The 19,424-nt window shown below is 73.4% G+C and carries 14 protein-coding genes; 9 read left to right on the plus strand and 5 right to left on the minus strand.

From position 1 onward, the window contains the following. Positions 1–27: 27 nt before the first annotated feature. Positions 28–804: a GNAT family N-acetyltransferase gene (locus ACZ6SQ_RS24620; protein WP_469565616.1), complete on the minus strand. Its 777-nt coding sequence runs from the start codon at positions 802–804 to the stop codon at positions 28–30. 247 nt (positions 805–1,051) lie between these two features. Between ACZ6SQ_RS24620 and ACZ6SQ_RS24625 the strand changes: the two genes are divergently transcribed. From ACZ6SQ_RS24625 to ACZ6SQ_RS24645, 5 genes are all read left to right on the plus strand, one after another. Further along, positions 1,052–1,546: a nucleoside deaminase gene (locus tag ACZ6SQ_RS24625; RefSeq protein WP_469565619.1), complete on the plus strand. Its 495-nt coding sequence runs from the start codon at positions 1,052–1,054 to the stop codon at positions 1,544–1,546. Positions 1,547–1,673: 127 nt separating this feature from the next. Then, positions 1,674–1,850: a hypothetical protein gene (locus tag ACZ6SQ_RS24630; RefSeq protein WP_469565623.1), complete on the plus strand. Its 177-nt coding sequence runs from the start codon at positions 1,674–1,676 to the stop codon at positions 1,848–1,850. Positions 1,851–1,855: 5 nt separating this feature from the next. Beyond that, positions 1,856–2,947 (plus strand): UDP-glucose 4-epimerase GalE, encoded by a 1,092-nt coding sequence (gene galE, locus ACZ6SQ_RS24635; RefSeq protein ID WP_469565625.1) that lies wholly within the window; start codon positions 1,856–1,858, stop codon positions 2,945–2,947. Positions 2,948–3,136: 189 nt separating this feature from the next. Beyond that, the gene (locus tag ACZ6SQ_RS24640) at positions 3,137–7,633 is read left to right on the plus strand and encodes an aminotransferase class I/II-fold pyridoxal phosphate-dependent enzyme (RefSeq protein WP_469565811.1); all 4,497 of its coding nucleotides are present in this window, start codon (positions 3,137–3,139) and stop codon (positions 7,631–7,633) included. A 69-nt stretch (positions 7,634–7,702) separates the two neighbouring features. Then, positions 7,703–8,449 carry a class I SAM-dependent methyltransferase gene (locus ACZ6SQ_RS24645; protein ID WP_469565627.1) on the plus strand — a complete coding sequence of 249 codons (747 nt, stop codon included), beginning with the start codon at positions 7,703–7,705 and terminating at the stop codon, positions 8,447–8,449. Here ACZ6SQ_RS24645 and ACZ6SQ_RS24650 read toward each other — a convergent pair. After that, positions 8,409–10,310: a glycoside hydrolase family 15 protein gene (locus tag ACZ6SQ_RS24650; protein WP_469565629.1), complete on the minus strand. Its 1,902-nt coding sequence runs from the start codon at positions 10,308–10,310 to the stop codon at positions 8,409–8,411. The genes ACZ6SQ_RS24645 and ACZ6SQ_RS24650 overlap by 41 nt on opposite strands. A gap of 157 nt (positions 10,311–10,467) precedes the next feature. Further along, a complete protein-coding gene (locus ACZ6SQ_RS24655) occupies positions 10,468–11,142 on the minus strand; it encodes a chaplin (RefSeq protein WP_469565631.1) in 675 nt (224 codons plus the stop codon). Between the two features lie 354 nt (positions 11,143–11,496). On the opposite strand from ACZ6SQ_RS24655, the gene ACZ6SQ_RS24660 reads away from it, so the two are divergent. From ACZ6SQ_RS24660 to ACZ6SQ_RS24670, 3 genes are all read left to right on the plus strand, one after another. Further along, positions 11,497–13,107, plus strand: a complete 1,611-nt coding sequence (locus tag ACZ6SQ_RS24660; protein WP_469565632.1) for an alpha/beta hydrolase — start codon at positions 11,497–11,499, stop codon at positions 13,105–13,107. A 76-nt stretch (positions 13,108–13,183) separates the two neighbouring features. Continuing rightward, a complete protein-coding gene (locus tag ACZ6SQ_RS24665; protein ID WP_469565633.1) occupies positions 13,184–14,278 on the plus strand; it encodes a baeRF3 domain-containing protein in 1,095 nt (364 codons plus the stop codon). 95 nt (positions 14,279–14,373) lie between these two features. Beyond that, positions 14,374–15,387 carry a Gfo/Idh/MocA family protein gene (locus ACZ6SQ_RS24670; protein WP_469565635.1) on the plus strand — a complete coding sequence of 338 codons (1,014 nt, stop codon included), beginning with the start codon at positions 14,374–14,376 and terminating at the stop codon, positions 15,385–15,387. A gap of 28 nt (positions 15,388–15,415) precedes the next feature. Here ACZ6SQ_RS24670 and ACZ6SQ_RS24675 read toward each other — a convergent pair whose 3' ends face one another. Continuing rightward, positions 15,416–15,829 carry an SsgA family sporulation/cell division regulator gene (locus ACZ6SQ_RS24675; RefSeq protein WP_469565637.1) on the minus strand — a complete coding sequence of 138 codons (414 nt, stop codon included), beginning with the start codon at positions 15,827–15,829 and terminating at the stop codon, positions 15,416–15,418. Positions 15,830–16,238: 409 nt separating this feature from the next. On the opposite strand from ACZ6SQ_RS24675, the gene ACZ6SQ_RS24680 reads away from it, so the two are divergent. Further along, positions 16,239–17,660 (plus strand): PP2C family protein-serine/threonine phosphatase, encoded by a 1,422-nt coding sequence (locus ACZ6SQ_RS24680; RefSeq protein WP_469565639.1) that lies wholly within the window; start codon positions 16,239–16,241, stop codon positions 17,658–17,660. 132 nt (positions 17,661–17,792) lie between these two features. Here ACZ6SQ_RS24680 and ACZ6SQ_RS24685 read toward each other — a convergent pair whose 3' ends face one another. Further along, entirely contained in the window at positions 17,793–19,289 is a 1,497-nt protein-coding gene (locus ACZ6SQ_RS24685; protein WP_469565642.1) for a DNA-binding protein NsdB, read from the minus strand. Between the last annotated feature and the right edge of the window lie 135 nt (positions 19,290–19,424).

Consider the following 19,424-nt stretch of genomic DNA (forward strand, 5'->3'; position numbering starts at 1 on the left):
GGCCGCGGACGTGCGGTGGCGCCCCCGCTAGGGCGTGCAGACGTACGGCGTGGTCGTCGTCAGCGGGGCGAAGCCCAGGCGCCCGAGGATCGGACGGCTGTCGTCGGAGGCGTCGACCTGGAGGTAGCGGTAGCCGTGCTCGAGGGCGGCCCGCGCGCGATGGGCGACCAGGCAGCGGTAGATGCCCCGGCCGCGCCAGGCCCCGACCGTCCCGCCGCCCCAGAGCCCGGCGAAGTCGGTGCCCGGCACGAGTTCCATACGGGCCGAGCTGACCGGCTCGTCCCCGGCCAGCGCGAGGACCGCCAGCACCGTGTCGGGCGTGGTGGCGAGCTGGGCGAGCATGCGGTGGCGCAGCCGGGAGGCGTCCGCACCGAAGGCCTTCTCGTGGACCTCGGCCACCTGCTCGACGCCCGCCGCGTCGGTCACGCGCACCACCCGGATGCCGTCCGGCACCCGCCCGTCGAGGTCGAGCGCGGCCGTCTCGGCGACCATCACCGTCTCCTCGGGCTCGGCGGTGAACCCCGCCGCGAGAAGCCTGCTCCCCAGGTCGGCCGGCTCGTCGTGGCCGTACGCCTTCCACTCGAACTCGCGGCCCAGGTCGCTGTAGTACGCCACCTGTTCGGCGATGGCGGCATCGGCTCCGGCCGCGTCCAGGGCGGACCACAGGACGCCGTTCCAGCCGAGTGCGGAGGACACTTGGCGCACCACGGGGCCGGATCGCTCCACGCGCGCATCGGGGCCGTCGGGGCGGGCGTGCTCGCGCAGTTGGCGGTCGTGTTCGCGCAGTACCGTCGCATGATCCATGGGCGTCACTCCAGCAGTGTCCATCGCCTCGCGCAACGCAAATTGGAAGCGCTTCCTCAGGCGGCTGTCGTCGGGTGGGTGCAGGTCGTTCGTGGCCGGTCGCGCAGTTCCCCGCGCCCCTCCCTGGGGACTGCCGTCCGAGCGGTGCGGGTCGTCCGTGGCCGGTCGCGCGGTTCCCCGCGCCCTCGAGACCGGCGTGGTCGATCTAGGGTGGGTGGGGCGATCTTGGGGCGAGAAGAGGTGGAGCATGGTGGTGGAGGGTGAGCTGGCTCATCTGCGGCGGTGTGTGGAGCTCGCGGCCGAGGCCGTGGAGGCCGGCGACGAGCCGTTCGGGTCGGTGCTGGTCGGCGCGGACGGCCGGGTTCTGGCCGAGGACCGCAACCGGGTGGCCGACGGCGACCGCACCCGGCATCCGGAGTTCGCGCTCGCCCGCTGGGCCGCCGAGCACCTGACCCCCGGTGAGCGCGCGGGGGCGACGGTGTACACCTCGGGCGAGCACTGCCCGATGTGCGCGGCGGCGCACGCCTGGGTGGGCCTCGGCAGGATCGTGTACGTGGCGTCCTCGGCGCAGATCGGCGACTGGCTGAGCGAGCTGGACGTCCCCGCGCCCCCGGTGCGCACGCTGCCGATCAACGAGGTGGCCCCCGGCGTGACGGTGGTGGGCCCTGTCCCGGAGCTGGTGCCCGAGGTGCGGACGCTGATGAACCGCTGCTTCGGGCGCGAGGGCGGCCTGACCGACTGATCCGGACGATCCAGGGCGATCCGGTCGGCGTACGGCTTGACGCAGGCCCCAAAGGGGCGCAGAGTCGTACATATACGTCGTAAACATACCCCGTCAGCGTACAGCCCCACGCGCAGGAGCGTCCGTCATGACGCGCACTGAGCCATCTCCCGCTCCGCGGGTGCGCCGGGTCGGCTCCGGCGTCGCGATCCCCGCTCTGCCGTTCGCGTCCGCCGCGACCGGCGCCCCCGCGGAGCCCACCCCGGCCGCCGCGTGCCCGGCCCGGGGACAGCCGGGGCACGCGGCGGCGCCCCGGGGCCGGTGAGCGCGATGGACAACCGGAGGACCTACGACCGCACGGGGGCGAACGACGCTCCGTCGACGGTCCTGGTCACCGGCGGCGCCGGTTTCATCGGCAGCCACGCCTGCGTCGAACTGCTCGACCACGGCTACGAGGTGATCGTGGTCGACGACTACACCAACAGCTCCCCCCAGGTCCTGACCCGGGTGGAACGGATCGCCGGCCGTTTCGTCGGCGCCGTCTACGAGCTGGACATCCGTGATCGGCGCGCCCTCTCGGCCGTCTTCGACCGACACTCCGTGGACGCCGTCGTGCACTTCGCCGCGCACAAGGCCGTCGGCGCGTCGACCCGGATGCCCGTCCCGTACTACGACGTCAACGTCGGCGGGACCACCGCCCTGCTCAACGCGATGCTCGAGCACAACGTCCGCCGACTGGTGTTCTCCTCGTCCTGCTCGCTCTACGGCGAGGCCGGCGGCGGCCCTCTCGACGAGTCGACCCCGGCCCGGCCCACCAACCCCTACGCGCGCTCCAAGTGGCTGTGCGAGCAGATCCTGGCGGACGTGTGCCGGCACTGGCCGGAGTTCGTGGTGCTCTGCCTGCGCTACTTCAACCCGGTCGGCGCCCATCCCAGCGGCCTGCTCGGCGAGGACCCGGGCGGCACGCCCGACAACCTCATGCCCTACATCGCCCAGGTCGCGGTGGGGCGCCGGGAGCGGCTCCGGGTGTTCGGCGACGACTACCCCACCCCCGACGGCACCGCGATCCGTGACTATCTGCACGTCATGGACACCGTGGACGCGCACCGGGTGGCTCTGGACCATCTCCGCGACGCACCCGGCATGCAGGTCTTCAACATCGGGACCGGGACGGGCAGTTCGGTGCTGGACGTGGTCGCCGCCTTCCGGTCCGCCTCCGGCCGCGCGATCCCGTACGAGATCGTCGGCCGACGCCCCGGGGACGTGGCCGAACTCGTCGCCGACGCGAGCGCGGTGGACCGTGCCTGGGGCTGGCGCCCGACACGGGACCTGTTCTCGATGTGCCGTGACGCCTGGCACTTCCAGCAGCTCAACCCGCGCGGCTACGCCGGTTCCGCACGGCGCCCGAGCACTAAGGAGTAGTCGGATGACGTGGACGTTCCCCGGCGTGGACGCCGTCCTCGCGGCCGCGCCCGGCAGCGGTCCCTGATCCCCACGAGATGCAGGCGCGCGCCCGCGATGCCTACGATCGAGATCAGTCCGGACCAGGCAGACGGCCCGGCGCCCGCCCCCACGAGGAGGCGACCGCCCTTGCTGCCGCCCCAGCGGCTCATGGCCGCCTACGTCGCGCTGATCGCGATCCTGACGACCGTCTATCTGACGGTGCCCAGTGCCTTCGTCATCGTGTACGGGACGATCGGGCTGGCCGGCGCGGCCGCCGTCGCCACCGGAACCCTGATCCACCGCCCCGTCCACAGCTGGCCCTGGTGGGTGCTCGCGGCCGGACTGCTGATCTTCATCTTGGGCGACACGTACTACAACACGGTCGAGGAATACTTCGGCGCCTCCAACCCGTTCCCGTCCCCCGCGGATGCCTGCTATCTGGTCACCTATCCGCTGTTCGCGATCGGACTGTCCGGACTGGTGCGCTACCGCTCCTCCGGGCACGACCTGGCAGGTCTGCTCGACTCCCTGATCGTCACCGCGGGCCTGGCCCTGCCCGTGTGGCTGTTCCTGGTCCAGCCGCAGTCGGAGCTGGAGGGCCTGACCTGGCAGCAGAAGGCCATCAGCGTCGCCTACCCCCTCGGTGACGTGCTCGTCCTCGCGCTGCTGGCCCATCTGCTGATCCGCGGCCCGCTGACCGGGCCCAACCGTTCGGTGCAGCTGCTGGTCCTCGGCACGGCCACACTGCTCGGCTTCGACATCCTCTACGGCCTGGTCCAGCTGAACTCCAGCTGGCAGACGGGCACGGCACTGGACGCCGGGTGGATCATCTTCTACACGGCCTGGGGCCTTGCGGCGCTGCACCCGTCCATGGTCGAGCTGACGGCACCGGTGCCCCGCAGGGAGTCGCTGCTGCCGCTGCCGCGCAGGCTGGTGCTGCTCGCCCTGGCCACGCTGATCGCGCCGGCCATACTGCTGATCGAGGGCCTGACGGACACGGCCCGGCACGCGCCGATCATCGCCGCCTTCTCCGGCGTGCTCTTCCTGCTCGTCTTCCTGCGCCTCGCGGTCATGGTCGTGGCCCACCGCAGGGCCGTGGACCGTGAGCACGCCCTGCGGGGGGCGGCCGCCTCGCTGGTGTCGGCGGTCCGGCCCGAGGAGGTCGCCCGGTCCTGCGAGGGAGCGGTCGACACCCTGCTCGGTCCGGACGTGGTGCACCGCACGGTGCTGCTGCCCGCGGACCGGGCCGTCGAGCTGGGGCTCCACGCCCCGCGGCTGCTGCGGCCTGACCACATCGGGCCGGGCCAGGACCTCGCCGGGGAGGTCGGCGGTCTGGAGGCGGCGCTGGTGTGCCCCCTGACCCCGCGGGAGCGGGCCGCCGAGCAGGCGCGCGGCGTCCTGCTGGTGGCGGGCCCGGCCCGGCAGCTCACAGAGACCCGGCGGTCGCTGGAGATCCTCGCCTCGCACGCGGGCCTCGCCCTGGAGCGGGTCGTGCTGCGCCAGGAGGTCGTCCGCCGGGAGAGCGAGGCCTACTTCCGCACCCTCGTGCGCAACGCCTCCGACGTCATCCTGATCCTGGAGGACGACGACCGGATCAGATACGCCAGCCCGTCGGCGTCGTCCGTCTTCGGTACGGCCGACCTCGCGGGCCGTCCGCTGCCCGACCTGCTGGACCCCCGCGACCGGCGGCGGGCGGCGCGGGAACTCACCTCGGTCCGGGAGAACGGGCCGCGCAACGCCCACGACCACTGGTGGGTGCGGCGCGGCGAGGACCGGGTCGAGGTGGAGGTCCGGTGCAGCGACTTCCGCGACGAGCGCACCGTCGCCGGGCTGGTGATCACCCTGCGGGACGTCACCGAGCAGCGGCGGCTGGAGCACGAGCTGACGCAGCGCGCGTTCCACGACTCGCTGACCGGCCTGCCCAACCGCACCCTGCTGCTCGAGCGCATCGAGCGCGCCCTGCTGCGCAGCCGCCGCGAGGGCTCGCTGACCTGTCTGCTCTTCATCGACCTGGACGACTTCAAACTGGTCAACGACACGATGGGGCACTCGGCGGGCGACCATCTGCTGATCGCCGTGGCCGGCCGGCTCTCCGCGATGCTGCGCCGCAGCGACACCGCGGCACGCCTCGGCGGCGACGAGTTCGCGGTGCTGATGGAGGACGCCCGCCGCCCGCTGGACGCCGAACTGCTCGCCGCGCAGGTGGTGCAGACGCTCAGCAGGCCCTTCGACCTCGCCGACGAGAAGGTCACCGTGTCCGCCAGCGTGGGCGTGGCCACCGCCCGCGACAGCACCGACGCCGAGGAGCTGCTCGGCCACGCCGACCTGGCGCTGTACGCGGCGAAGGCGGCCGGCAAACGGCAGTGGCGGCGGTTCCAGCCGATGCTGCACACCCGCATGGTGGAGCGGCACGACCTGCAGAGCCGGCTGGCGCAGGCCGTCGCGGGCCGGGAGTTCGCGCTGCGCTACCAGCCGGTGGTGGACATCACCGCCGGTGAGGTGGTCGGCTTCGAGGCGCTGGTGCGCTGGCCCGACGGCACCCGCAGGCCGGTGGCGCCGGAGCAGTTCATCGCGATCGCGGAGGAGACCGGCCACATCGCGGTGCTGGGCTCCTGGGTGCTGCAGAACGCGGTCCACGACATCGCCGGGCTCCAGCGGCTGCCCGGGCCGGGCGACCCGCCGTACGTCAGTGTCAACGTCTCCGCCCGGCAGTTCCGGGACATCGGCTTCCTGGACCAGGTGGCACAGGCACTGCGCACGCCCGGTCTCGCGCCCGGCACGCTCCAGCTGGAGCTGACCGAGACGGTGCTGCTGCGGCACGACGCGCAGATCCAGTCGGTGCTGTCCTCGCTGAAGGAACTGGGCGTGCACATCGCGGTCGACGACTTCGGCACCGGTTTCTCCTCGCTGCGCTATCTGCGGGACTTCCCGATCGACGTGCTGAAGATCGACAAGAGCTTCATCGACGACATCACCCATGACGCACAGCAGGTCGCCCTGGTCGAGGGGATCGTGCGGATCGCCGACACCCTGGGCCTCCAGGTGATCGCCGAGGGCATCGAGGATCCCGGGCAGCGGGATCTGCTGGCGGGCATGGGCTGCCGGTTCGGGCAGGGGTTCCTGTTCGCGCGGCCGATGACGGTGGAGCAGAGCGAACGCGTGCTCCTCGACACCAGCGGCCGGGCCATCGGCGCCTCCGGCACGGCCTCCGCTCCCGGCTCCGGTTCCGATGCCCCCTCCGGCTCGAAGGCAGGCTCCGGTTCCGCCCTCGCCGCCGGCTCCGGCCCGAGCACCGGCCCCGGCTCCGCGGACGACTCCCGCGCCGAGGGCGACGGCACCCCCACCCCGGACACCCCCACCCCGGAAACGCCGACGCCGGACACCCCCACTCCCGACACCCGTCCTCCCGGCCTCGTTCCGAAGGACGACCCGCCCGCGCCGCGCCCCCCGGTCCGGGTGTCGGGCCTGGAGCATCTGCGGCGCACCAGCCCGATGAGCGACGCGGTGCTCGACGAGGTGCGGGGCCGGCACATCCGCAGCGGCGACCACTGGCTGATCGACTACGCCTCCTGCAACTACCTCGGCTTCGACTGGGAGCCGGAGATCATCGCCGCGGTCGAACCGGCGGTACGCGCCTGGGGCACCCACCCGAGCTGGTCCCGGCTGCTGGGCAGCCCGCTGCTGTACCCGCAGATCGAGGAGCGGCTGACCGATCTGCTGGGGGCTCCGGACACCCTGCTGCTGCCGACCATCACGCTCATCCACTCCTCGGTGATCCCGGTCCTGGCCGAGCAGGGCACCGTCTTCGTGGAGGCGACCGCGCACAAGACCATCTACGACGGCTGTGTCGCGGCCCGTTCCCAGGGCGCCACCCTGCGCCGCTTCCACGGCGAGCGGACCGACGAGCTGGCCGGGATGCTGTCCGCCGCCCGGACCGACGCGCCGCGCCTGGTGTGCCTGGACGGCGTCAACAGCATGAGCGGCAACATCCCCGGCCTGCCCGCGCTCGCCGAGGTGTGCCGGGCGTACGACGCCACGCTCTACGTCGACGACGCCCACGGCTTCGGCGTGATCGGCGAGCGCGATCCGGCGGAGCTGTGCCCCTACGGCGCGCGCGGCAACAGCGTGGTGCGGCACACCGACGAGTCCTACGACGGGCTCGTGCTGGTCGGCGGCTTCTCGAAGGCGTACTCGTCGCTGCTGGCGTTCCTCGCGCTGCCCACGGACCTGAAGGAGCGGCTGAAGGTCGCGGCGGGGCCGTATCTGTACTCGGGTCCCTCGCCCACGGCCTCGCTGGCCACCGCGCTGGCCGGGCTGGACGTCAACGAGCGGCGGGGCGACGTGATCCGGGCCGATCTGTACCGCAAGACGACACGGGTGCTGGAGCATCTGGAGGCGCTCGGGGTGGCCACCCTGAACCGCGACCGGCTGCCCATCATCGAGGTGCCGCTGGCCGAGCCGGACGACCTCGACGACGTGGGCGCCTTCCTGTGGCAGTCGGGCATCTATGTGACGCTGGCGGCCTATCCGCTGGTACCGCGGGACCGGGTGGGGTTCCGCATCCAGGTCACCGCTCTGAACTCGGACAGCGACATCGAGCGGCTGAACGGGACTCTGACCCGGCTGGCGGAGCGCTTCCCGCTGCGGACGACGGCCCGAGGGTGAGGGGGCAGGGCGATGGCGACGTACCGCACACGCACCGCGCGCGCGAGCCGGACGACCTGGGTGAGCGACATGACGCACAACGACGACGTGGACTGGGACAGCTGGCCGGTTGCGGACTACCTCGCCGAGAACTACCGGGATCTGCATCCCTCGGACGCCGCGGTCATCGCGCACCACTCGGCCTTCTACCGCCGTCTGCCGCGCGGGGGCGTGGAGCACGCGGTGGAGTTCGGCGCGGGGCCGAACCTGTACCCGCTGATCCTCGCCTCGGGCGCCTGCCGCCGGATCGACGCGGTGGAGACGGGTGCGAGCAACGTGGCCTATCTGGAGCGGCAGCTGCTGTGCGCGCCGGAGGCGAGCTGGCTGCCCTTCCACGCGCTGTGCCGGGAGCTGAACCCGCAGATCCCGTCGACGCTCGCGGCCTCGCTGGCCGGGGTGAGCGTGGTCCACACCGACGTCCGGGACCTGGAGCCGGGGCGGTACGGGCTGGCGTCGATGCACTTCGTGGCGGAGGGCGCCACGGAGGACTACGCCGAGTTCGCCGCGTTCTGCGGGCTGTTCGTGCGGAGTGTGGCGCCGGGCGGCTATCTGGTGGCGGCGTTCATGGAGAACATGCCCACCTACCGGATCGGGCCGGCCACGCGCTGGCCGGGCTGCCCGGTCGACCCCGACTCGGTCACCGAGGTGTTCGCGCCGCTGACCGAGGAGCTGGCGGTGACCCGGATCGACGCCGACCCGACGCTGCCCGACTACGGCGACACCGGGATGGTGCTGCTCACGGCGCGGGCACGTCGCGCAGTGCGAACGCGGTCCTGACCAGCGCGACATGGCTGACCGCGGACGGGGCGTTGCCGAGCTGGCGATGGGCGTCGGGGTCCCAGCGGGCGGCGAGCAGCCCGAGGTCGTTGCGGGCCGCCAGGACCCGTTCGAAGGTGTCGTGGGCCCGGCCGGTCTCGCCGAGCGCGGCGAGGGCGTCGGCGTACCACAGCGTGCAGGCCACCGAGGGCGCCGCGCGGCCGTCGGCCGGGGAACTCGCGCCGGCCGGAGCGTCCGGCGTGCCCTCGCGCAGGAAGCCGCCGTGCTCCAGGGCGCCCAGGGCCTGGACGGTGTCGCGCATCCGGGGGTCGCGGGCGGGCAGGAAGCCCAGCGCGGGCAGCAGCAGGGAGGAGGCGTCCAGCCGGTCGCTGCCGTAGGCCTGCACGAAGGAGCGCGGGCCGGAGCGGTGGCCCTCGCCGAGAACCTGGGCGCGCACCTGGTCGCGCAGGACGCGCCAGGCGTCCGGCACCTCGGCGCCGAGCATCGGCCCGAGCGCGACGGCCCGGTCGGCGGCCACCCAGGCCATCACCTTGGAGTGGACGGACTGCCGTGCCGGGCCGTGCCACCGGCGGTCCCGGTCGGGTTCGCGCCAGTGCGCGCCGACGTCGTCCATCAGCGCCCTGACCAGGCTCCAGGTGTGCGGGGGCAGGCCGATGCCGGCCCGCAGCGACTGCCAGAAGGCGTCCAGGACCTCGCCGTAGGCGTCGAGCCGGCGCCGGCCCGTGGCGGCGGTGCCGAAGCGTACGGGCGTCGAGTCCTCGTAGCCGGACAGCCAGGGGGCCTCGGTCTCGGACAACAGGCGCTGCCCGGCGACGCCGTAGACGTTCTGGAGGTGGGCGGGGTCCCCGGCGACGGCGCGGACCAGCCAGCCGAGCCAGGCGGCCGCCTCTTCGCGGTAGCCGCTGCGCAGCAGACAGGACAGCGTGAAGGAGGAGCCGTTCAGGCGGCACAGGCGGTCGTCCCAGTTGCCGTCGCCGCCGAGGCGCTCGGGCAGTGAGGTGGTGGGAGCGCCGACGATGCCGCCGGCGGGGGCGTGGGTCAGCGCCTTGAGGGTGATCAGCGAGCGGACGACGGCCTCGCGCCACGGGCCCTGATAGCGGCATCGCGCGGCCCAGTGCCGCCAGAAGTCGGCGGTCTCCTTCAGGGCGGTGTCGGCGGGGACGCAGAGCACGCCGGGCGCGGTCGTGCGGTGCGAGGGCGTCCAGGCCAGGGTCAGGGCGACCCGGCGGCCCGCGGGGACGACGAGGTCGGTGACGGTGGAGCCGTCCTCGCCGCGGTCGGGGAACGCGCCCTCGGCGGTGGGCCACTTCGCGCCGGTCTCGTCGGTCGCCTGCCACATGGCGCCCGGTCCCTCGGCGCGCGGCGGGACGCCGCCGGTGCCGGGCCCCGGGTTCCCGGGGCCGTCGGTGCCCAGCCAGACCGCGTCGGGTCCTGCGACCGCGACCCGGCAGCGGCCGCTCTCATCGCGGGTCCAGGGCAGGACGCGGCCCTGGTTGAAGCGGAGCCGCAGTTCGCTGCGTACGGTCACGGTGCCGGTGAGGCCCTCGACGACGCGGACGAGGCAGGGGTCCTGGGCGCGCGGCGGCATGAAGTCGGTGACGCGGACGCTGCCGGAGACGGTCTCCCACTCGGTGTCCAGCACCAGGGTGTCGGGCCGGTAGGAGCGGCGGGTGCAGGGGCCTCGGCTGCCGCGCGGGGCGACACGCCAGAATCCGTTGCCGGCCGTGCCCACCAGGGCCGCCAGACAGGCGGGCGAGTCGAAGCGTGGCAGACAGAGCCAGTCGACCGAGCCGTCGCCGCCGAGCATCGCGGCGGTCTCCAGGTCGCTGAGGAGGGCGTAATCCTCGATGAGACTGCTCATGATCGGGACCACGCCGTCGTACACCTAGCCGCATCTACGAGCGTACGCCGGTGTCCGGCGCGGTGCACGGTGTGCGGTACGCCGGTGCCCGGGTCGGCGCACGGTGTGCGGAGCCCCACCGGGCGGGGGCCGGTGGGGTCTTCGGCCGGGACCCCGGTCAGTCCGTCGCCCGGCGGCGGAATCCGCGGTGCAGGGCGAGACCGCCGAGCAGCAGGGCGCCGGCCGCGGCGGCGGGCAGGGTCGCGTCGGTGCCGGTGTGGGCCAGCGCGCTGCTCCCGGCCGGGTCGTGCTCGGGGGCCGGCGGGGTGCCGCGGTGGGACCTCGGCGGGCTGGGCCTCTCCGCCTGGGTGGGGCGCTCGGGCTCCACCGGCTGCTCGGGCTTCACCGGGGGCTGCGGCCGGCCGGGGGTGTTCACGGACTCGTTGCCGAGGGCCGGGTTGCCGATGCCGACCACGTTCAGCGAGTTGCCGTTGAGGTTGACGGGCAGTTCGACCGGCAACTGGACGCCGTTGCCGGAGATCATGCCGGGTGAGCCCTCGGTGTCGCCGCCCGCGGCGGCGCCGGAGGGCGGGCCGGCCGGGTGCGCGGGGCCGGAGGCGTTGGCGCAGGCGTTGCCCGCGGCCGGGTTGAGCAGTCCCACCACGTTCACGGTGTTGCCGCAGGCGTTGACCGGGATGTGCACCGGGAGCTGGATGCTGTTGCCGGAGACCGCGCCGGGCGAGCCGGCCGCGGTCCCGTCGGCCGCGGAGTCGGCGTGCGCGGCTCCCGCCGCGGCCATCGCGCCGGAGGCGGCGACGACGGCGATGACGCCGTTTCGGGTAACCCGTCTCATAGGTTCCCTGCCTTCCAGACATGGACACGGGCACTCGCCCGCACCCGGTAGAACGCGGGCGGACCGGTGGGGTTATGGCCAAACGCTCTTTCACCCCATCGAGTGCCGTGAGCACCGAACAGCGGTAGAAGATCGAACAGCCGTCACACACGGCCGAGGGGAACACATGGCGGGCAGCTCCCGGCCGCCCGCCGCGCCCCGCCCGCCCGCAGGCGGCTTCGCGCGGGGCCGCTTATCGTGAGCTAGAGCCTGCCTGCCAGGTGTCGCAGGGCAGGCGGGAATTCGCCGGACGGGCCCGAGGGGCCGTCCGCAAGGCCCTGCGGGCCCCGCTCCCGTCCCCGGCAGGAGGGACCGATGCCGACCAAGCTGTCCGACCGGCGGGCCTCGCTCCGGCACCGGGCGCTCACCGGCGCCGCGGGGCTGGTCCTGCTGTGCGCGGGACTCCCGACCGCGACGGCCGACGAGGACGACCCCGGCCTGGCGCGCTTCTACGACCAGAAGATCTCCTGGTCGGCGAAGGCGTGCGGGGGCGAGCCCGCGGACCGGCCGGAGGACCTCCAGTGCGGCAAGGTCACCGTCCCCCTGGACTACGCCCACCCGCGCGCCGGCACCCTGGAGCTGGCGCTCGCCCGCTACCGCGCCACCGGCGACTCGCACGGTTCGGTGGTGCTGAACTTCGGCGGCCCCGGCGGCTCCGGAGTGCACGAACTCGCCTATGGAGGCGAGGAGTTCATGGACCTCGCCGAGGGCTACGACGTCGTCTCCTTCGATCCGCGCGGAGTCGGCCGGTCCTTCCCGGTGAGCTGTGGCGACGGGGACTTCGAGGCGCCGGAGGAGGAGGGGACCGAGAGCGACCCGCTCGATGATCCGCAGGCGGTGCTGAGGGAGTTGCGGCAGATCGCGGCGGACTGCGCCGAGCACTCGGGCCCGGTCCTGCCGCACATCGGCACGGTGAACGTCGCGCGCGACCTCGACGTCATCCGCCAGGCCCTGGGCGACAAGAAGCTGAACTACCTGGGCTTCTCCTACGGGACCCGGCTCGGCGCGGTGTACGCGGCGCAGTTCCCGGACAAGGTCGGCCGGCTGGTCCTGGACGGCGTGGACACACTGACCGAGCCGCTGGGCGAGCAGGGGATCGCCGGGGCCAAGGGGCAGCAGACGGCGCTGGAGTCGTTCCTCGCCTGGTGCGTGCGGGACATCGCCTGCCCCTTCGGGCAGGACGCGCGTACCGCCCGTGAGGACATGGTGAGTCTGGTGCGCTCGCTCGACGAGGACCCGGTGCCCACCGCCTTCGGCGGGCCGTTCAGCGGCCAGGACCTGGTCGGGGCGCTCGGGCAGGGGCTGTACAGCGAGGATCTGTGGCCGTCGCTGGAGCGGGCGCTGGCCTCCCTGGTGGAGGACGGCGACACACGTGCGATCGAGAGCTTCGGGGGCGGCGGCTTCGCCCTGCCGCTGCCGGTGCGCTCCAGGACCGGGGAGGGGACCGAGGGCACGCTCGTGAACGAGGAGGACATCCCGCTGGACAACCTCCCCGCGGCGCTGATGGCGGTCAATTGCGCGGACGATCCCGACCGCCCGACGGCCGACCAGGTCACCCGTGACCTGGCCCGGCTGCGCGCCGACTACGAGCGTGCCTCACCGGTCTTCGGCACCTACCGGCTCACCCAGGTGCTGATGTGCCACGGCCGGCCCAAGGGCACCGACTTCATCCGCGAGCGGGTCAAGGACGTCGACACGCCCAAGATGCTGCTCGTGGGCACGCGCGGCGACCCCGCGACGCCGTACCGCTGGACGGTGGAGACCGCCGAACGGCTCGGCTCCTCGGCGGTGGTGCTCGACAACCGCTCCGAGGGGCACACCGGCTACGGCTCCTCCACCTGCGTGCACCGCAAGGTCGACGACTTCCTGCTCCACGGCTCCCTGCCGGCCGACGGCAGCTCCTGCGGCTCCGACGAGGACCGCTGAGCGGCCGCAACAGCCGTGACAGTGCAGGCGGATTGCCCCGAATGCCCGACAAGAGAATTGGACCTATGGTGCTGTCATGGAGCACGCACTCACCCCCACGATCCTCAGCGAACTGCGGCGCCCGCGCCCCTACCCCGCGGTGTCGGTGCTCACCCCGACGCATCGCCGCGAGCCCGAGAACGCCCAGGACCCGGTCCGCCTGCGCAACGTGGTGGCCGAGGCCAAGCGCCAACTGGAGGCCGATCCCTCGGTCACCCGGGAGCGCCGCAACGACGTGGTGACCCATCTCGACCGGGCCCTCGCCGAGGTCGACCTCGCCCACGCCGAGGACGGCCTGGTGATCTTCGCGGCTCCCGGCGAGCACCAGGTGTGGTCGCTCGCCCGGGAGGTTCCCGAACGCGTGGTGCTCGCCGACACCTTCCTCACCCGCAACCTGGTCTCCGCCCAGGCGGCCGAACAGCCCTTCTGGGCGCTGTCCGTCGCCGCCGACCGCGTCACGCTGTGGAACGGCGGGGCCGACCGGGTCGTCGAGGAGCACACCGGAGGCTTCCCGCTCGTCCGGGCGGAGGAGAACTTCGACCCCGAGCGCCGTGAGCGCATCGGCGACAACCCGAGCACCTTCCGCGACGAGGCCACCCGGCGCTTCCTGCGCGACGCCGACACGGCCCTCGGCGCGATCCTGCGCGCGGCCCCGCGCCCGGTCTACGTCACCGGCGAGCCGGCGGCGCTGTCCGCGCTCGACGAGATGGGCCTGCACACCCGCGACGCCGTCCAGGTGCCGCGCGGCGGACTGGCGCACGCCGGCGCGGAGGCGGTCTGGCAGGCGCTGCGCCCGATGGTCGAGGAGGAGACCAAGCGCGGCACCGACCGGGTGGCCGGCGAGCTGGAATCGGCCCGCGGGCGCCGGGAGTTCGCGGCCGGCGTCGACGAGGTCTGGCAGAACGCCCGGGAGGCCCGGGTGCGGCTGCTGGCCGTCGAGGAGAACTACCGGATCACCGTGCGCGACGACGGCGACCATCTGATCCCGGCGCTCAGCGGCGACCTGGACGCGCGCGAGGACATCGTCGACGAGATCGTCGAGCAGTGCCTGGAGACCGGCGCCGAGGTCCGCTTCGTCCCGGACGGGATGCTCGGCGAGGCCGGCGGTATCGCCGGCGTGCTGCGCTACTGACCGTCCGCCCCCGCCCTCGCGCGGACCCTCGTCCCCCGCCCCTCCCGCCGCGGCCTACGCTACGGCGGGACGGGCTGCGACGAGGGAGTGCGGACGTGAGTGACCTGCTGGGTGTGGCGGTACTGGGCGCCGGACACATGGGAGCCGACCACATACGACGCCTGGACCAGGTGGTGAGCGGCGCCAGGGTCGCCGCGGTGGCCGACCCTGACGTCGCCCGCGCCCAACAGGCCCTCGCGGGCATCTCCGGGGCCGAGGTCCACGCGGAGGCCGAGGCCGCGCTCGACGCGCCCGGAGTGCGGGCGGTGTTGATCGCCTCGCCGGGCGAGGCCCATGAGAAGGCCCTGCTGGCCGCGTTCGCGCGCGGGCTGCCGGTGCTGTGCGAGAAGCCGATGGTGCCGGGCTCCGAGGGCGCGCTCCGGGTGCTGGAGGCCGAGGCCCGGCTCGGGCGGCGGCTGGTGCAGATCGGGTTCATGCGGCGCTACGACGCCGAGTACCGGCGGCTCAAGGCCGTGCTGGACGAGGGACGGCTCGGGCGGCCGCTGATGCTGCACTGTGTGCACCGCAACGTGTCCTCGCCGCCGGACTTCACCTCCGCGATGCTGATCGACAGCTCCGTCACGCACGAGATCGACGCCGCGCGCTGGCTGCTGGGCCAGGAGCTGACCGCGGTGACGGTACTGCGCCCGCGCCCCTCGTCCGGTGCTCCCGAGGGGCTGCTGGACCCGCAGTTCGTGCTGTTCGAGACCGAGGACGGCGCCCTGGTGGACGTGGAGGTGTTCGTCAACTGCGGCTTCGGCTACCAGGTGCGCTGCGAGGCCGTCTGCGAGGCGGGCAGCGCCCGGATCGGCGAGGGCCACGGCATGCTGGTCACCTCGGCGGGCACGGCGCGCGAGGAGGTGGCGCAGGACTACCTGGTGCGCTTCGCCGACGCCTACGACCGCGAGGTGCAGGCCTGGGTGGACGCCACCCGGCGGGGCCGGGTCACGGGACCCAGCGCCTGGGACGGCTACGCGGCCTCCGTGGTCGCCGAGGCCGGGGTACGGGCGCAGGAGAGCGGGACCCGGGTGGCCGTCGGCCTGGCCCCGCGTCCGGCGCTGTACGGGTGACCGGCCGCGCGGTCCGCCGGAGCGCCCTTCACACCTCGTCGAACAGCGCGTCCAGGCCGCGGTCGACGGCCTCGCCGAGGTCCTCGCACCCCGCGCCCACGACCGCGTAGGTGCGCACCAGGAACCGGCCGAGGGCGGCGGTGTCGAACTGGAGCAGGGCCATGCCGTAGGGCGAGTGGAACTCAAGCACCGTACGGGCCCGGCCGCAGGGCCAGATGTGCACGTCCCCGTTGCCGGCCGGGCCCTCCAGGCCGTCGGCCAGCAGTGCGCGGGCGAAGGTCCAGGTGACGCCCTCGCCCTCCAGGGACACCTCGGGCGGGAAGTCGATCTGGACCGCCAGCGGGTCGCCGGAGTCGTACCGCAGGGTGGCGGGGACCGGGACCTCCAGTTCGTCGGCGGTGATCAGCCGGGCACGGGCGGGCTGTTCGAGGGTGATGTCCATGGGCGGCCTCCTGCGGGCGGGACTCGGCCGGTGTTCCGGCACGCAGTTACGACCCCGCAGGGGGCGTTTGCATTACGCCCATCACACAAAGAATTGATGTGACCTGCGTCACAGGCTCCTCAACACCCCCGCGACCTAGAACAAAGGGGCGTCGCACTCATGGACAGACCCCCTCGGACGGACGCCCGACACTGCGTCAAGTCGCGTACGCTTCCTACGACTTACCCCTTCGGGCGAGGTAGGCGAAAGGCGTGCGGGGACCCCTCCGGGTAGACCCTGGCATATGCCAGAAGCACCACCGTATCGTGTGTTGCCAAATCCCTTACAGGGCGTCGCGGGCTGTGCAACAGTCGTAGCGGTCCCTCCCCCACAACCTTGGCCGTACCGTCCCGCCCTTCCGGAGTGCGTCATGCCACCCCATCTCTCCGCGAACCGCCCAGCCGCCCAGCCGCCAGGACGCGGCACGGTCGATGCGTTGATCACGCAGACCCGGCGGCTGCGGGGCGACGTGGACGCGGTGCGGCGGGAAGTACCGGGCGACGGATCGGACCCCCAGGACCGCTGGCAGCGCGCGCTGTACGACCTCGCCCTGCACCAGCTCCACGACCTCGACGAGCATCTCGCGCAACTGCGCGACGGACCCGAGGCACCCGCCGAGGAGACCGTGCCCGCGCCGGCGCCCGCCGCCGAACCGGGGGGCGAGTCGCTGCTCAGCCGGGTCGGCAGCGCGGAGTGGAACCTCCTGACGGACGTGGCCAGATGGTCCGGCGAGCTGTACGAGATCCTCGGCCGCGACCCCGCCGCTCCCCCGCTCACCCTCGACGAACTGCCGTCCCTGGTCCACGACGAGGACCGGCCCCTGCTGACCACGATGGTCACGGACTGCCTCGTCGACGCCCGGCGCATCGACGGCGAGTTCCGGATCGTGCGCCCGGACGGCGACGTCCGGACGGTGCACATGATGGGCGAGCCCGTGCTCGACGGCGACGGCGGCACCGCCTCGATGTGGGCGGTGCTGCGCGACGTCAGCGCGCTGCGCCGCAGCCAGCGCGCCGTGAGCGAGACCCGTGACTCGCTCCAGCGCCAGCGGCACCGGGCGCAGACCGAGCACCGGCTGGCGGTCGAGCTGCAGGAGGCCGTGCTCCCCCCGTGGCGCGGCGCCCTGCGGCTCCCGCACCGGGGACGGCCCGCCCTGGACCTGGCCGCGCACCGGCTGCCGCCCGCCACCCGGACCCCGCTCGGCGGCGACTGGTACGACACCCTCGAACTCGCCGACGGCGAGACCCTGCTGAGCGTCGGTGACCTCACCGGCCAGGGCGTCGCCGCCGCCTCGGGCGTGGCGATGCTGCTGGGCGCGGTGCGCGGCATGGCGATGGCCGGCACCGGCCCGGGCCCGCTGCTGTCCTGGCTGAACCAGCTCCTGGACGCCACCGTGCAGCCCGCCATGGGCAGCGCCGTGTGCTGCCGCTACCGTCCCGCGACCCGCACCCTGGTGTGGGCGCGCGCCGGACACCCCGCCCCGCTGCTGTTCCGCGGCGGGACGGGACGCCGGCTGGACGCACCGGACGGAGTCCTGCTCGGCGCGACCCCGGGTGCCTCCTACGGCGAGGCCGAGGTGACGCTGGAACCGGGCGACGTCCTGCTGCTGCACACCGCCGGACTGGTGCCGGGCGAGGACGAGGACGCCTCCGTGCGACGTCTCCTCGGCCTGGCCCCACGCCTGGACGCGGCGGCCACCGCGCAGGACTGTGTGCGGGAGGTCGTGGAGGAGTTCGGCGAGGGCGCGCGCGAGGACGACGCCTGCGTGCTGCTCGCCAAGGTCGAGACGTGACACCGGAGTTGCCGGACCGCGCGTGAGACCGGCACGGTGAGCCGTGCCGTGTGCGTCGGCGCGTGACCGTACGGCGCCTCGTACAACAGCCTCGAGAAAGGCCGGGGAACGCCCCGGCTGGGCCCAAGGCCCCTACGCCGGTGCCGTGGTGCCTCCCCTGCCCTTCGCCGTCCTCGGCAGCGCCAGCCGGATCTCCTCGCGCAGGTCCTGGATCTTCGGGTACTCGGCGTACTCGGCGGTGAGCCGGTACATCTGGCGCAGCCGGTCCCAGGTGCGGCGGGAGGAGTTCTGCCCCATCGACACCAGGGCGAGCCGGGCGAAGCTGTCCGCCTGCTCGGGATCGTCGGCGATGAAGCAGGCCGAGGCCATGGAGAGGAAGTCGAAGATCTTCGACCGCTCCTGCGCGTCGACCCGCAGGGCCAGCGCCTTGTCCGCGTAGTGCCGGGCGTGGACGGCGGCCTCCGGCTCGAACTCCGCCAGCGTCCGGTAGGCCAGGGCCTGCATGCCGTACAGGTCGGCCTCGTTGAACAACTGCATCCAGGACGGTGGTGCCTCGTCGGCCTTGTCGGAGACGAAGAGGTCCTCCGCCCGGCCGAGGGTGCGCCGCATCGCCTGCCCCTTGCCCATCGACGCCTGCGCCCAGGCCTCGATGGTGTGGAACATGGCCTTGGTGCGCGGCAGCACCCGTTCGCCGGAGCCGGACTGGGCCAGCTTCATCAGGTCGAGCGCGTCGCCCGGCCGGCCCAGGTGCACCATCTGACGGGCCGCCCGGGAGAGCGCCTCGCCGGCCCGGGGCCGGTCTCCGCCCTCACGCGCCGCATGGGCGGCGATGACGAAGTACTTCTGGGCCGTGGGTTCGAGGCCGACGTCGTGGGACATCCAGCCCGCGAGGACGGCCAGGTTGGCGGCGACGCCCCACAGGCGCCGCTGGAGATGAGGAGGGTGGTGGTAGGCGAGCATGCCGCCCACCTCGTTGAGCTGGCCCACCACCGCCTTGCGCTGAAGCCCGCCACCGCGGGCCGCGTCCCAGGCCCGGAACACCTCCACCGAGCGCTCGAGCTCCTCGATCTCCTGCGACCCGATGGGGGCGGCCTCGTAGCGGTCGAACCCGGCGGAGTCGGCGTGCAGGGGGTTGTCGAGGACGGGAGCGTCGGCGGACAGGGCCGGATCGGTGTGCAGCCAGTTGTGCATGGCGCTGCTGAGTGCGGATCCCGCGGCGAGCGCGGCACCCGCGCCCACCAAGCCGCGTCGGTTGAGCATGAGGTCCATTCCCGTGAATTCGGTGAGGACCGCGGCGGTTCGCTCGGGCGCCCACGGCACACCGTCGGGATGTTCCTGAATCCCGCCGTCCTGCCGTTTCCCCGCGCGCCCGTGCCTGACCAGACCGAGGTCCTCGATGGTCACGACACGGCCGAGACGCTCGGTGAACAGGGCCGCCAGCACCCGCGGTACGGGATCGCGCGGGATCTCTCCCATGTCGATCCACCGCCGCACCCGCGAAGTGTCGGTCGACAGCTGCGGGTGGCCCATGGCCACCGCCTGCCGGTTCACCAGCCTCGCGAGTTCGCCTTTGGACCAGCCGGCCAGGCCGAACAGGTCCGAAAGGCGGGTGTTGGGTTGTCCGCTCACGTCAAGCCCCCAGGTTCTCGGCTGAGTTGACCGTAGCCCTTGGAGAGTTGCCGGGCGACTATTCGCCAGGGTTCGCCAGGGTGCGCCAGATGGTGTGCCACGGGCCGCCGGGTGTCGGGTAGGAACGCGCCACCC

This window comes from Streptomyces sp. NPDC048600, from assembly GCF_055587025.1.